This is a genomic window from Aestuariivirga sp. (assembly GCF_020252395.1).
GTDB lineage: Bacteria > Pseudomonadota > Alphaproteobacteria > Rhizobiales > Aestuariivirgaceae > Aestuariivirga.
This window is the reverse complement of sequence record NZ_JADCDB010000002.1, coordinates 140174-154250: the sequence shown is the minus strand read 5'-3', so window position 1 is coordinate 154250 and position 14077 is coordinate 140174. Positions and strand designations below refer to the sequence as shown.

Genomic DNA, 14077 nt, shown 5'->3' with positions numbered 1-14077 from the left:
TATCATTGCGAATTCAACTGGCCGTAACCCTGATCCTTCTGAGTATCAAGCGGATATCGGACATCTGGTCACGGCGCAGGAGCAGTGGATCTGCATCACGGCCGGTATGTTGGCAAGATGCGCCAGAATCCGACCGGCCGCGGACGTTTCTGGGCACTGCCGTGAGCATCACCCGGCGGTTTTCCCGGAGCATTTGACCGGCGGCGCCGATAATCTGTCTATACGCCGTTTCACACGAGTGTGAAGGGGTCAGGTAATTGGCTGCCAGCCGAATTTCGCTTTATATATCGACGCTAGAGCATGATCCGCAAAAGTGGCAGCCACTCTTGCGATAAGATCATGCTCCAGCTTTTGATCTGGCGCATGTTCTTGCCGATCAGGTGATTCCACCTGATCGGAACATGCGGCAACAAGCAGCGGTGCGCCCCGTCCTTCCAGATTGCGCGTGATAATTGACGCGGATTGACACAAGATCTCACCTGTGACGCAGCCGCCAAGCGGCAAGAAAAGCTTTTTCCCTCCGCCGGCTGATCTTCCAGCTGGCGCCTGTCGAAACGACAATCGATACAACGCCAGTGCGTACCTCGACATTCTCGATGTGCGTCCATGCCACCCAAACCGAGCGGCGGATCTGAATGCCATCGAAGCCATTGTTTTCGAGCTCAGTGATTGCATGTGTGAGGCCCTGAAGGAGGAGGTGCTCACCACGGCTCGTTACAATGCGCAAATAATGCTCCTGGGCCTCCAATAGAACAATATCTCGGCCGAGCCGTTTGGGAAGTCTCGCAAGAAAGCCCGGAGATTCGCTACTTGATGCAGTCCTTTTCGGAGTGGAATCTGATCGATCCTGCTCGCTTATTGCCTCTGGCGGCGGATCGTGCGGCATTGATGACGGTCGAACCGGTGTTATGGTTGGAAGATCAAATGTCCGGATTCCGTCCGGCGGGTCGCCAATGGCATAATCGCGCATGCCGCCAGACCCCCACACGACGAATGCATTCATCAACAGCCACAGACCGGCGCATTTCAAGGGCACATCGTGCAACTCGTCCCCCAGTTCGTTCAGCCAGATTTCTGCCGAAAATGGCAGGGGCCGCGAACCGGTGCTAGTTGCATCCGTGACGCCGAAGAGAATTTCCAGCGCGGCGTAGACCGGTGCGAGCAACAGGCCGGTGACAGCTCCGGCGATCACAATCAATGCCCAAGGAGATACACGCCGCGATACTTGAGTGTTGAAAAGCCAGCCGCTGATCGCCCAAGCGACCATCGTCGCTGGAATGAGGTGAAGGGACCAGAAAAGAGTCCTCGGTAGCAGGTTAAGCCCTGCCGAACTCGCTGGTTCGAAGAGTGCGAGCGCGACGATGAGCACACACGCCATTCCCATGATGTATTGAAGTGGCGATATGACCCGAAGCGCCGCCCCGTTCATGGAGGCTGTCCAAAAGGTTGAGAACCATGCTCCGGCGCGGACCGAGAAATCATTGAGAGGGTTGTGCATTTCATCACTCGCGAAAGTTTGCGCTGATCTACGGTGGGATCGCGTCGATGGTTTAGAGTATGGTATTTCTCATTGGAGCCTGCGTGCCCAAACCGGTGAGTATAGGATTCTCCATCTGTTATGGAGACGGGCCAGCATAGATGATAGCCCCTTATTTCAAAAGCTGAGCTGAGATGGTATTCACCTGACGGTCTGGCCCGCTGGTAGGGCGCGCGGACCGCAAGAGTCAAGCGCGCCTGGACCGGTGTGGCCCTGCCGCGAGCGAACGGCTTTCGGCGGTCACCGGGGCTTCCGGGCAGGGTCTGGTTGCCGAACCTAACCCCATCATGGAGAACCGCCGATGACCGGCGGCATGATGAACCTGCGGAGCCTTCCGGAAAAGACACCTGACGCCGGTCTGCTGCGCGAGATGATCGGTTTTGCCGCCAAGAGGCTTATGGAACTTGAGGTGGGTGCGCTCACCGCCGTCATTCAGCAGGCCGAGCCCGGCGTCCTCGCCAACATGACGTTCCCGGAAGGGCATCGCGCCAAGCTGCACAGCACCAACCCCATCGAGCGCCTCAACGGCGAAATCAAAAGGTGCACGGAGGTGGGTGGCATCTTCCCGAACGATGGCGCCGTCCTGCTCGAACAGAACGGCGAATGAGCCGTTCAGCGTGCCCGCCACATGACGCTGGGACCGAAGGTCCGCGAAGCGAAACCATCAACCGGATGAGCGATGATCCACCCATCAGCCTGCGAGCCGTGCCACCCGATCATCCCGGCTCAAGCCGGAAAATCCCGGCCGCCAAGGCCGTCAGCTACTCCACGGTGAGGGGCGCCAGCCCGGTAAACGATATACCCTCGCATCCCTTCTTCATCACTGCCATGAAGAAGCCGTCCGTGTCATGCCGGGCGGGCGTGAGGAGCAGCGTGTCCTCCGCACCATCGGCTGACTCCGGTACCGGGCCGCCAATCATCCGCTCCCAATGTTCTTTGTAAGGAACGATTCGTATCTCCTTGTGACAACTGAGGAATGCGGCAATCTGCCCGGTGTTCTCCTCTGGCAGCACCGAGCACGTGATGTAGAGGATCGTGCCGCCTGGCTTCGCCAATTGGAATCCCTTTTCAAGCACTTGGGCCTGGTCCTTGATTCTTTGTGCGAACTGTTTGGGCGTCAGCCGCCATTTGGCGTCGGGTTTGCGCCGCCAGGAGCCCGAGCCGGAGCACGGCGCATCGATCACCACGGTATCGAAGGGGCCCGCCGCCTCGAGCTTGCCCTTGTCATGCGCTGAGATCACCTCGCAGTTGGCAACACCCGCGCGCGTGAGGCGCTCGAAGATCGGGCGCAGGCGGAAGCGGTCGAGATCATGGGCGACGAGCTCGCCCTCGTTCTTCATCATGGCGGCGAGCGCCAGCGTCTTGCCGCCCGCACCGGCACAGATGTCGGCAACCGTCATGCCGGGCTGAACGCCGGACAGGAGTGCCGCCACCTGCGAGCCCGCATCCTGCACCTCGAACCAGCCGAGCCCATGGGCGGGCTCGGCCTCAACATTGGCGTTGCGGGTGTCGGGGCCCGGCGCGGCAATCCTCACGGCGAGTGGCGACCAAGGCCCTGCCACCGCGCCGAAGCGATCGAGCGCCGCGAGCACCTGCGCGCGATTCGCCTTCAGCACGTTGACTCTCAGGTCAACCGGCGCGCGCTGGGCAAGCGCGGCCCCTTCCTCCGCCGCGCGCGGGCCGAAGGCTTTCTCGTAGGAGGGCACCAGCCACTCCGGCACGTCGCCCGCCACATCCACGGGGAGATCGGCGGGGAGTTCGCGGGCGAGCGCCGTCCGCTCCTCCGCCGTGAGCTTGCCGGGCCCGTGCTGCTCCTCGGCCATCGAGCCGATGGCATCGGTGGAGAGCCCCCACACGTCCCGCAGTGCCGCCAGCGCCAGCGCCCGGGGCGCCGCGCTGCCCATCCGGAAAGACAGCGAGTTCCGCCGCCTGAGCGCATCATAGACCAGCGTGCCGATGGCGTGGCGGTCGGTGGAGCCTGCGAAGCGGTGCGCCTTGCCCCAGTCCTTCAGCGCCTCGGAGGCCGGGCGGTGGCGGTCGAAGATCTCGGTCAGGACGTCGATTGCCGCGGAGACACGGCCGGCGAGGCGCATCCGCTACCCGATCGCATAAAGGCGGAGCGCGAACCACGCCCACATGAGGGCGACGGCGCCGTAGCCCACCAGAAAAGCCTGTCCGCGCCGGATCACCACATTGCTGCCCGTGTGGACGAGGCTGTGGACGATACGGCTCGCGGCGAAGACCCAGGCGAGCGCCACCGTCAGCCAGTCCACCTTCGCCAGCTGGATCAGCAGCGGCAGAAGCGCATAGAACAGCACCGGAACCTGGAACTGGTTGTCATAGTTGTTGGCAAGCTTGCGCACGTCGTCGGGCCAGCGGGAGGAGTCGAGCGCGACGTCGGCGAGCTTCACCTTGCCGGACATGACCGCCTTCATCCGCGCCCGGCCCATGCGCAGCCCAAGCGCCACAATCCACGCCACATGCACGAAGGCCGGCAACAGCAGCCACTGGACGATAGTCATGACTTATCCCTGACGTTGGTAATTGGGGGCTTCGCGGGTGATCATCACGTCATGCACATGGCTCTCGCGCATGCCCGCCGAGGTGATGCGGATGAACTGCACGCGTGCGCGCAGTTCGGCCAAGTCGGCAGCACCCACATAACCCATGGCGGCGCGCAGGCCACCGGCCAGCTGGTGCAGCACCGCGCCCACCGGGCCCTTGTAGGGCACCTGGCCCTCGATGCCTTCCGGCACCAGCTTGAGGCTGTCCTTCACCTCCTGCTGGAAGTAGCGATCCGCCGAGCCGCGCGCCATGGCGCCCACCGAGCCCATGCCGCGATAGGCCTTATAGCTGCGGCCATTATAGAGATAGACCTCGCCCGGGCTTTCATCCGTGCCGGCGAGCAGCGAGCCGATCATGGCCACCTCCGCACCCGCCGCCAGCGCCTTGGCGAGATCGCCGGAGAGCTTGATGCCGCCATCGGCGATCACTGGCACACCCTGCTTCGCACCCTCTTCCGCGCATTCCATGATTGCCGAGAGCTGCGGCACACCCACGCCGGCGACGACCCGCGTGGTGCAGATGGAGCCCGGCCCGATGCCAATCTTCACCGCATCCGCCCCCGCCCCGATCAGCGCCTTCACGGCCTCCGCCGTCGCCACATTGCCAGCCACGATCTGCACCTTGTTGGACAGCGACTTGAGGCGCGTGACCTGCCGGATCACGTTCTCCGAGTGGCCATGCGCGGTGTCGACCACGATCAGGTCTGCGCCGGCATCGACCAGCATGGCGGCGCGCTCGAAGCCAGCGTCACCCGTGCCGGTGGCCGCACCGACGAGCAGGCGCTCATGCTCGTCCTTGGCGGCGAACGGATGGCCGGCGGCCTTCTCCATGTCGTTGACAGTGATGAGGCCGACGCACTTGTAACCGTCATCGACCACGATCAGCTTCTCGATCCGGTATTTGTGGAGGAGCCGTTTCGCCTCGGCCTGGTCGACGCCCGCCTTGACGGTGACCAGGTTCTGGTTGGTCATCAGGTCCGCCACCTTCATGTTGAGATCGGTGGCGAAGCGCACGTCGCGGTTGGTGATGATGCCGCAGAGCTTGCCGTTCGCATCGACCACCGGAATGCCGGAAATCCTGTGGCGCTCCTTCAGTGCCAGAACATCGCCCAGCGTGGCGTCGGGCGCAATAGTGACCGGATTCACGACCATTCCCGATTCGAAGCGCTTCACCTGGCGCACGTGCTCGGCCTGCTCATAAGGCTCGAGGTTCTTGTGGATGATGCCGAGGCCCCCGGCCTGCGCCATGGCGATGGCAAGGCGCGCCTCCGTCACCGTGTCCATGGCGGCGGAAATGATAGGAATCGAGAGTTTCAGCGTCTTGGTCAGCCGCGTTCCCGTCTTCACCTGCGCGGGCAGCACAGATGACGCGCCGGGCTTCATCAGCACGTCGTCGAAGGTCAAAAACTCGGGGATCTGCCGTGGCATGGGCCAACCTCTCAAAGTCGCGGGAGTCGGGTGAAGATTGGCGACCGTCCTTAACACTGCGATTGCAGCGCGGGCAAGCGGGGAATTCCGGCTCTTCACTTGCAATTGAACCGATTCCACCCCAATTTCCGGGGCATGATTTCCCAGCGCGCCCGCTATGCCTTCAAGGCGATCGTCGCCCTCGCCCGGGCGAAGCCGGGCGAAGGGCTGCAAATCCGCCAGCTCTGCGAACAAGAGAAGCTGCCGCGCAAGTTTCTGGAGCAGATCCTGCTCACCCTGAAGGCCGCGGGCTACATCACCAGCCGGCGCGGCCGCGACGGCGGCTACGAGATGCTGAAGGACCCGGAGAAGATCCGCATCGGCCCGCTGCTGCGCACGGTGGACGGGCCCATCGCACCCCTTCCCTGCCTGTCCCGCACCGCCTACCGCCGCTGCGAGGATTGCCGCGACGAGGCCCATTGCGAACTGCGCATCGCCTTCGACAAGGCCTATACGCTCTATTTGTCGGCCTTGGAGAACACCACCCTGGCGGAAGTGATGAACGCCGCCGGGGAACCTGCGAAGCAGCTCCTTCTGGAACAGTAAGCGCTCGTCCGCGCCGGTCTGGCGTTTCCCTCCCCCTTGTGGGAATGGCTATTGCATACGGGTCCACGCTCCTCTGCTCCTTTCTCTCCCCACCGGGGGAGAGCGAAGATCCCAGGCTCTCCCACGGTTGAAGCCGGAGGACAGACGGGCGACATCGCCGGGCATGGGTCCTGCCGGCCGCCAGGACTCATGCGACGCCGATCCCATCAGGATCAGGCGGTACAGGCTGGATAGACGGAAAGAGGAGAGGAGCGTGGCCGCATATGCGATAGCCCCGCATCCCGCAGGGATGGAAGGGACGGCGCCCGGCAGGCCGGATGAGGGCCGCTCTCAGCCCGTCCACTTCTCCCGCAGGGTCACCAGTTCTTCGGCAGCCGTGGGGTGCACGGCCATGGTGGCGTCGAAGTCGGACTTCCTGGCGCCCAGCCTGACCGAAATGCCCAGGAGCTGCGCCATCTCGCCGGCGTCCGGCCCGCAAATGTGGCAGCCGAGCACGCGGTCAGTCTCGCCGTCGACCACGAGCTTCATCAGCATGCGCTCGTCACGGCCCGAGAGTGTGTGCCTCATCGGGCGGAAGGAGGTCTTGTAGATGTCAACCGCGCGGAACTGCTCGCGCGCCTGATGCTCGGTGAGGCCCACCGTGCCGATCTCGGGCTGGGAGAATACCGCGGTGGGGATGAGGCTGTGGTCGACCTTGACGTCCTTGCCGCCGAACACTGTGTCGGCGAAGGCATGGCCCTCGCGGATGGCGGCGGGTGTCAGATTCACACGGTTGGTAACATCGCCCACGGCATAGATCGAAGGGACGGAAGTCTGCGAATAATCGTCGACCTTCACCGCATAGTGGGGCGTGAGTTCCACGCCTGCCTTGTCGAGCCCCAGGTCCATGACATTCGGAATGCGGCCGGTGGCGAACATGATCTGGCCGGCGCCGAAGCCCGTGCCGTCATTCAGCGTGACACGCACGCCGTCGCCGGAGCGCTCGATGGCCGAGACGCCGGATTGCGTGCGGAGCTCGATGCCCTTTTTCTTCATCTCGGTGGCGAGGTGGCTGCGCAGATCGTCGTCGAAGCCGCGCAGAATCTGCCCGCCGCGATAGACCAGCACCGTCTCGACGCCGAGGCCGGAAAAGATGCCGGCGAATTCGACCGCGATATAGCCGCCGCCGACAATGACGATGCGCGACGGCAGGCTCTCCAGGTTGAAGGCCTCGTTCGAGGTGATGGCCAGCTCGTGGCCGGGCAGGTGGCGCGGCACGAAGGGGGTGGCGCCGGTGGCGATCAGGATGTAGCGCGCCGTCAACTTGCGGCCGGATGCGAGGCGCACCGTGTTGGCGTGCTCCACCGTGGCGCGCTCGAGGATCAGCTCCGCGCCAGCGCCCTCGAGGTTGCGGATATAGGCCTTGTTGAGACGGTCGATTTCCCTGTTCTTGTTCTCGACCAGCGTCCACCAGTCGAAGGTGACCTTGCTCGAGGTCCAGCCGAAGCCCACCGCATCCTCGAACTCCTCGGCGAATTTCGAGGCATAGACGAAGAGCTTCTTCGGCACGCAGCCGCGGATCACGCAGGTGCCGCCAACGCGGTATTCCTCCGCCACCGCAACCTTCGCGCCATGGCGCGCGGCGATGCGCGCGGCGCGGACCCCGCCGGAGCCAGCGCCAATCACGACGAGATCGTAGTCGAAGCCGCTCATGCCTTGCGGAAGGTCTGCACGCCGTCATCGGCGCCCATCAGGATGATGCCGCAGATGTCGATGAACAGGCCGTGATCGACGACGCCGGGGATCGACTTCAGCAGATTGTCCAGCCGGCGCGGCTCCGGAATGTGGCCGATCGTGACGTCGATGACGGCGTTGCCGCTGTCGGTGACGAAGGGCTTGCCATCCTTCAGGCGCAGCACCTGCTTGCCCTTTAGATCGCAGATCCTCAGTGCACGGTCGATCTTCCAGGCGGTCGCGTTGACGCCGAAGGGCACGACCTCGACGGGCAGCGGGAAGCGGCCCAGCGCATCGACCTTCTTCGACCGGTCGGCGATCACAACCATGTACCGGGACGAGGTGGCGACGATCTTTTCGACCAGCATGGCCCCGCCACCACCCTTGATGAGTTGCCAGTTGGCGTCGAACTCGTCCGTGCCATCCACCGTCACGTCGAGATGCGGCTGCTTCTCCAGCGTGGTCATCTTCAAGCCGAGGCTCTGGGCCAGCTGAAAGCTGGCCCGCGAGGTGGCGACGCACTCGATGTCGAGGCCTTCGCGCGACTTCCGGGCCAGCGCCTCGATGAAGTGGTTGGCGGTGGAGCCGGTGCCCAGGCCCACCTTATTGCCGGGCTTAACGTAGTCGAGGGCGGCGATGGCCGCGGCTTTCTTCTGTTCGTCTGCGGTCACGTGTTGAGCCCACCCATCAGCATATATTTCATTTCCAGATATTCCTCAACGCCGTGGTGCGAGCCTTCGCGGCCGAGGCCCGATTCCTTCACGCCGCCGAAGGGCGCCTCGGCCGTCGAGATGATGCCCTCGTTGATGCCGACCATGCCGTATTCGAGGCCTTCCGCCACGCGCCAGACGCGGCCGATGTCACGCGAATAGAAATAGCAGGCCAGGCCGAACTCGGTGGCGTTCGCCATGGCGATCGCCTCCTCCTCGGTCTTGAACCTGAACAACGGCGCCACCGGGCCGAACGTCTCCTCGCGGGCAACAGCCATGTCGGCGGTCACGTCGCGGATCAGCGTGGGCTCGAAGAAGTTGCCGCCCAGCGGCTTGCCGCCGAGCATGACCTTGGCGCCCTTCTTCACGGCGTCATCGATGTGCTCCTGCACCTTGGCGATGGCGGCCCTGTTGATCATGGGTCCGGTCGTCACGCCCTGCTCCGTGCCGTCGCCCACCTTGAGCTTCTTCACCGCCTCGGCGAGCTTGCCGGCGAAGGCATCATAGACACTTTCCTGCACGAGAATGCGGTTGGCGCAGACGCAGGTCTGGCCGGCATTGCGGTATTTGGACAGCATGGCGCCCTGCACGGCCGCATCGAGGTCGGCGTCGTCGAACACGATGAAGGGCGCGTTGCCGCCCAGCTCCAGGCCCACCTTCTTGATGGTGGGGGCGCACTGCGCCATAAGCACACGGCCGACTTCCGTCGAACCGGTGAAAGTCAGCGCACGGACGATCGGGTTCGACGTCATCTCCGCGCCGATCTCGCGCGACACGCCGGTCAGCACCGAGAAGACGCCGGCCGGTATGCCGGCGCGCTCGGCCAGTTCGCACAGGGCGAGCGCCGAGAACGGCGTCTCGTTGGCGGGCTTGCAGACGAACGCGCAGCCGGCAGCGAGAGCGGGGCCTGCCTTGCGGGTGATCATGGCATTGGGGAAGTTCCACGGCGTGATGGCGGCGACGACGCCGACCGGCTGCTTGATTACCACCATGCGGGCGGCGGGCCAGGGCGAGGGGATGGTCTCGCCATAGATGCGCTTTCCCTCCTCGGCGAAGAACTCGATGAAGGAGGCGCCATAGGCCACTTCGCCGCGGGCTTCGGCGAGCGGCTTGCCCTGCTCGGCCGTCATGATCTGGGCCAGGTCTTCCTGGTTCTCCATCATCAGGATGAACCACTTGCGCAGAATCGCGGCGCGCTCCCTGGCGGTCTTCCTCGCCCAGTCCTTCTGGGCGCGCTGCGCGGCCTCGATGGCCTGGCGGGCCTCGGCGGCGCCGAGCTTCGGCACCGCGCCGATCACGCTCTCGTCAACCGGGTTCGTCACGTCGATGGTGGCGGAGCCCGAGACCCATTTGCCGTCGATATAGCATTTCTCCTTGAGGAGGGACTTGTCCTTCAGTATGTCGCGCAGCGCCTGGGTCTTGCGGATATCCATAGAGATCTCCTGTCATTCGGGTGGCGGCCTCTTAGCACGGGGCTTGGCCGGGAACCAAATGCCAGTTTAGGGAGGCAGTCGTGCCCGATCGCGCGGTGATTTTCGATCTTGACGGCACGCTGGTGGACACCGCGCCGGACCTGATGCGGGCCACCAATTTCGTGCTGGCCGGGATAGGCCGCCGCCCGTTGGAAATGCAGGAAGTCCGTGCCTTCGTGGGCCATGGCGCCCGCGCCCTGCTCACCCGCGGGCTCACCGCCACGGGCGGGCTGCCGGACGCCTATGACGTCGAGCCGGACTACCGGCGCTTCGTCGATTTCTATGCTGCCAATATTGCTGAGGACAGCGCCCCCTTCCCCGGACTCATTGGCCTGCTCGACCGGCTGAAGGCCGAAGGCTATGGGCTGGGGGTCTGCACCAACAAGCTGGAAGGCCTGTCGGTGCAGTTGCTCGCGGCGCTGGACCTTGCGAAATACTTCGGCTCGGTGGTGGGGCCGGACACGCTGGGCATCGCCAAGCCGGACCCTAAGCCCTTCTTCGAGGCGGTGAACCGCCTCGATCTCGACAGCCCGCGCGCCATCATGGTGGGCGACAGCGAAACCGACATTCTCACCGCCCGCAATGCCGGCGTGCCGGTGATCGCCGTGCCCTTCGGCTATACCCCGCGGCCCGTGGCGGAGTTCGGCCCGGACCGGCTGATCGGCCATTTCGACGAGGCCTATGACGCCATAGAGGAGCTTTTCGCCGAAGCCTGAACCCTTGCCTTGACTTGAACGGAGCCTTCCGCCTATACGGCCTTCAACCCGAAGGCACGGGCGATCAGATCAGTGGATGGAGTCCGCTGTTCACGTCGCAGGGCCACCTTGCCAAGTTACCAATGTTTTCTCTTCAGAAAACAGGTTCTTAGCAGCCCGAAGCGCAGAGGGTGCTTGGTTCGGCCGAACCATGGGAGCGTAGCTCAGCGGTAGAGCACTCCGTTCACATCGGAGTGGTCACAGGTTCGATCCCTGTCGCTCCCACCACCCTCTCTTCCATTTCGAACCCCAGGGAACCTTTTTTCGAGTTACTCATCGCTTGATGAGCAAGGCGGAAGACCTCCAGGAGACCGGTAGCCAAACGGGAATCCCAACGGGAAGCTCTGACCATGAAGTTGGTTAGCGGGACGATCACGGGCTCCCGGTCCTGCACCACTCTGTCGCGGGTGGAGGCGAGGGTCTTGCGGAGTTCGGAATAGGAGATGCTGCGCATAAGCGACATCTACGCGTTTGCGCAAAACAAATCGGCCCCACCCCCACCCGCCGTCATTCCGGCGAAAGCCGGAACCCAGCTTTGCCTAAACATAGGCGAGAGCCTTCTTCGCCTTCATCCGCCCCACCCCGACCGCCGCCCCCAGCGCGAAGTCTCTGACGCGCCGGACCGCGGCGGCTTCACCGAACAGAACTTGCCGGCCTTCCTCCCGCGCAGCGTGAAGGCCTGAGCCCCGCCTTATCCTGCTACTGCAGCGGTAGAAGCACATCTCACCACACCTTCCTCACTTTGCCCCAGCTCGACTGGGGAACCCTTTTCCGCGCCCACCACAAAGGACGCCCGGATCAAGTCCGGGCGGGGTGAAATGTAGAACACACCGCTACTCAAATGCGAGTTGCATCCTTACCCAGAGCACCAGCCAACGGTGCAATATCCTTCATATTGGTTGTTACAATCGTTGCGTCTGCGGGGGACTGCAAAGCAAATACTGCATCACCCAAGCTGCGGCACATATCCGAGTCGATCTCGCGCTTGGGCGTACGAGCTATATGTCTCAGGGCCGAATATCGCTTCTTGTCTTCTGCACGATCACCCTTTGCGCACTCCGCCATAAGAGTCTTGGTGTCTTCGATCTTGTCAAAGAACTGTTCCTTAAGACAGCATGGCTCGTGGGCACACTTAATCTTCCCGGTTTCAATTCTTTCACCTACTAGAATCAATTCGTCTTCCACATAGCAAGTCAGGGGAGATACTACTTTGGTGAACGACTTACGACGTCGACGCCAACCCAGCATGATCTGTGACCTAATCAAGTTGATCATCTCTTGCCGACGAAGCTTCTCCCGAGCAGCTGGAGTTACAACCTGGTTTGGGAGGTAGGACTTACTCGCAATGCTCTCCTCCGCAACCGCCCACGCTTCCAGCGCAGTTGAAACCAAGTATCGCCGCGGTGTTCTACTCATGGCATGAACTGCTTGGATCGCGTCCGGAATTGAATCAGTGGTGACCAGTTTATTGTGCAACCATACGCAGGCGAACAATGCGCCAGCTTTCATCTCCTTTATTGCATACTGGGGCAGGAGCGTTTCTGAGAATTTCGAAAGAGCAACTTTAACTGCACTACGACGTGACTTTCGCTTAAGCAGTAAGTCGACAAGGATTGTTGTCTCAATAAACGCTCTCATCCTCTTCCCTATCCACAAGTGGACTGATCAGGTCTGGAACAATTTCGAATCCCGCATCATCAAGAGATTCCTGTATATCTAAAACATCGCTGTGCTTCATAAACGGCTCTTGCGTGGCCTTAAGTAACGCCTTCCTCAACGCTTCTAACTCTATCCGCTGCAGTGGTGCACCTCTCTTACTGCGCAATCCATGGAATATGGAGGTGCATAACTGAGAGAGAGCCGGATAATCAGAGACAACCGCAAAAATCCGCGGGAGGTCCATGAGCACACGGCCGATTAAATCGTCAGAAGCAAGTACATCACCACGATCAAAATGGAGAAATGCGTCCTCAACATTTTCTTTCAAAATCGCGAGATCAGACAAGCCGCGGTACAGCTTCGGATCTGCACTACTCATCTCAGGATAGACATCCTGCACAGAAGCTTCTTGCTGGCTTTTGAACTCGGAATAATTTCCTTGTTCTTGCCACACTACCTTAGCACCTGCACGTACCGAAGACGTGTCCTCTGGCACTCTGGTCTTTCTATACTCATCAAATGAATAGAGTTTAGCCGTTGGGGATTGCAGTGCCATCAGCCATTACCTCTTAAGAAAGAACTAACGTCGCGCCTCACTACGCGGCATGCTTGATCCAACCATACCCGAGCATCGAAGACATTTGATGGAGTAAGCGCTTCCAAGTAATAATCGACGTCCAGAATAACAACATGTTTCTCAACAGCCTGCTCTTGAAAATAGTCCTTGAGTGCCATTGGGACGTCCATCTGCGACTTCAGAGTCTCCGTCTTTAACCTCGCGAGTACGCCATTTTTGCCATCAGATATGCGCCCTGCGACCTCCGCATTTGCTATCGAGTTGGACTCTATTCCAAAGAATCGTCCAGGCCGCAGAGATGTTACATTGTACTGAGAAAATTCTTCATCAGCTTTTTTCTGGCTGTCGAACGTTTGCTCGAAGAATTGCCGCAGACCAATTCGAGTTAAATGACGTATCTCGAGGTTAGCCATTACATGCCGAATAAATCGGTTAGCTCTGTCTTTGGCCGCGTCAATTTGATCACCGTGATAGATGAAGGATGTCCGAGTGAGTTCGACTGTTAACTCCGTATCTGGCGAACAGACAAATGACGTCGTGGTTGGTTGACCCGTCACAATCTTGATTTCTCCAAGGTCCGACGCGACCTCAGACCAGAGATGCCCAGCCCTGTCCCACATGAGATAATTCTCAGGATAGCGGAGCTCAAACGCAAATCGCTTCAACGTGAACTTGGCGATATCGAGCATCTGGGTGAAACCTCCAAAGACCGTAAATGAGCAAAAAACAATCCAAAATGGAACTCTCTTGACTTTTATCCTACCCTATGCTATCTATCCTCCCGCGGCTATTCCATGAGGAGGGGATGATGTCGACAGCGTCCCGATATTGCGGAATGGCCGGCGGCGCCTGTGGGGGGGGTTACGCGAGCCTTCGTCCCGGGCTGGACGGGTGGGACCCGGGGGCATTCCGGCCTCCGCGCCGTTGGCAAACCGGGGCAGTCCTGGGGACTGTTGCGCAAGCGCCTGCCCTTAGCGACAAACGCCGCGCGGCCGCGCAAGCGGGCCGGGGCTGGCCCTTGCCGGATCGGGAACTCCGGTGGATTGGGCTGACGGTCCGGCGCTTCACTGCGATGCG

At 61.6% G+C, this 14077-nt stretch carries 12 protein-coding genes, 1 tRNA gene and 1 pseudogene; 4 read left to right on the top strand and 10 right to left on the bottom strand.

Features of this window, described 5'->3' with window-relative positions; genetic code table 11:
• Positions 1 to 475: 475 nt before the first annotated feature.
• A complete protein-coding gene (locus IOC82_RS02010; RefSeq protein WP_290544499.1) occupies positions 476 to 1498 on the bottom strand; it encodes a LytTR family DNA-binding domain-containing protein in 1023 nt (340 codons plus the stop codon).
• A 457-nt stretch (positions 1499 to 1955) separates the two neighbouring features.
• Here IOC82_RS02010 and IOC82_RS02005 point away from each other — a divergent pair.
• Positions 1956 to 2236: pseudogene (locus tag IOC82_RS02005) on the top strand (transposase); the annotation flags it as partial.
• Between the two features lie 62 nt (positions 2237 to 2298).
• On the opposite strand, the gene IOC82_RS02000 reads toward IOC82_RS02005, so the two are convergent.
• The 3 genes from IOC82_RS02000 to guaB are packed head-to-tail and all read right to left on the bottom strand — an operon-like array spanning position 2299 to position 5529.
• Positions 2299 to 3630, bottom strand: a complete 1332-nt coding sequence (locus IOC82_RS02000; protein ID WP_290544498.1) for an RsmB/NOP family class I SAM-dependent RNA methyltransferase — start codon at positions 3628 to 3630, stop codon at positions 2299 to 2301.
• A 3-nt stretch (positions 3631 to 3633) separates the two neighbouring features.
• The gene (locus IOC82_RS01995; RefSeq protein WP_290544497.1) at positions 3634 to 4059 is read right to left on the bottom strand and encodes an MAPEG family protein; all 426 of its coding nucleotides are present in this window, start codon (positions 4057 to 4059) and stop codon (positions 3634 to 3636) included.
• A 3-nt stretch (positions 4060 to 4062) separates the two neighbouring features.
• A complete protein-coding gene (guaB, locus tag IOC82_RS01990; RefSeq protein WP_290544496.1) occupies positions 4063 to 5529 on the bottom strand; it encodes an IMP dehydrogenase in 1467 nt (488 codons plus the stop codon).
• Positions 5530 to 5628: 99 nt separating this feature from the next.
• Here guaB and IOC82_RS01985 point away from each other — a divergent pair, with 99 nt between their 5' ends.
• A complete protein-coding gene (locus tag IOC82_RS01985) occupies positions 5629 to 6114 on the top strand; it encodes an Rrf2 family transcriptional regulator (protein ID WP_290544495.1) in 486 nt (161 codons plus the stop codon).
• 330 nt (positions 6115 to 6444) lie between these two features.
• Here the strand turns inward: IOC82_RS01985 and gor are convergent, their stop codons facing one another.
• The 3 genes from gor to IOC82_RS01970 are packed head-to-tail and all read right to left on the bottom strand — an operon-like array spanning position 6445 to position 9970.
• Positions 6445 to 7806 carry a glutathione-disulfide reductase gene (gene gor, locus IOC82_RS01980; protein WP_290544494.1) on the bottom strand — a complete coding sequence of 454 codons (1362 nt, stop codon included), beginning with the start codon at positions 7804 to 7806 and terminating at the stop codon, positions 6445 to 6447.
• Positions 7803 to 8498, bottom strand: coding sequence for a ribose-5-phosphate isomerase RpiA (gene rpiA / locus IOC82_RS01975; RefSeq protein WP_290544493.1), 696 nt, complete (start codon positions 8496 to 8498; stop codon positions 7803 to 7805). The genes gor and rpiA overlap by 4 nt, the downstream gene beginning before the upstream one ends.
• On the bottom strand, positions 8495 to 9970 hold the full coding sequence (locus IOC82_RS01970; RefSeq protein WP_290544492.1) for an NAD-dependent succinate-semialdehyde dehydrogenase: 1476 nt from the start codon (positions 9968 to 9970) through the stop codon (positions 8495 to 8497). Before IOC82_RS01970 ends, rpiA begins: the two co-directional genes overlap by 4 nt.
• Positions 9971 to 10050: 80 nt before the next feature.
• Here IOC82_RS01970 and gph point away from each other — a divergent pair, with 80 nt between their 5' ends.
• Positions 10051 to 10725 carry a phosphoglycolate phosphatase gene (gene gph, locus IOC82_RS01965; protein ID WP_290544491.1) on the top strand — a complete coding sequence of 225 codons (675 nt, stop codon included), beginning with the start codon at positions 10051 to 10053 and terminating at the stop codon, positions 10723 to 10725.
• A 192-nt stretch (positions 10726 to 10917) separates the two neighbouring features.
• A tRNA-Val gene (locus IOC82_RS01960) sits at positions 10918 to 10992 on the top strand.
• Between the two features lie 609 nt (positions 10993 to 11601).
• Here the strand turns inward: IOC82_RS01960 and IOC82_RS01955 are convergent.
• From IOC82_RS01955 to IOC82_RS01945, 3 genes are read right to left on the bottom strand one after another with little or no spacing between them, the layout of a single operon-like run.
• Positions 11602 to 12402, bottom strand: coding sequence for a hypothetical protein (locus IOC82_RS01955; protein WP_290544490.1), 801 nt, complete (start codon positions 12400 to 12402; stop codon positions 11602 to 11604).
• Complete coding sequence (locus IOC82_RS01950; protein ID WP_290544489.1) at positions 12386 to 12979, bottom strand: hypothetical protein; 594 nt, start codon at positions 12977 to 12979, stop codon at positions 12386 to 12388. The genes IOC82_RS01955 and IOC82_RS01950 overlap by 17 nt, the downstream gene beginning before the upstream one ends.
• Positions 12979 to 13689, bottom strand: coding sequence for a hypothetical protein (locus IOC82_RS01945; protein ID WP_290544488.1), 711 nt, complete (start codon positions 13687 to 13689; stop codon positions 12979 to 12981). The genes IOC82_RS01950 and IOC82_RS01945 overlap by 1 nt, the downstream gene beginning before the upstream one ends.
• Positions 13690 to 14077: the final 388 nt, after the last annotated feature.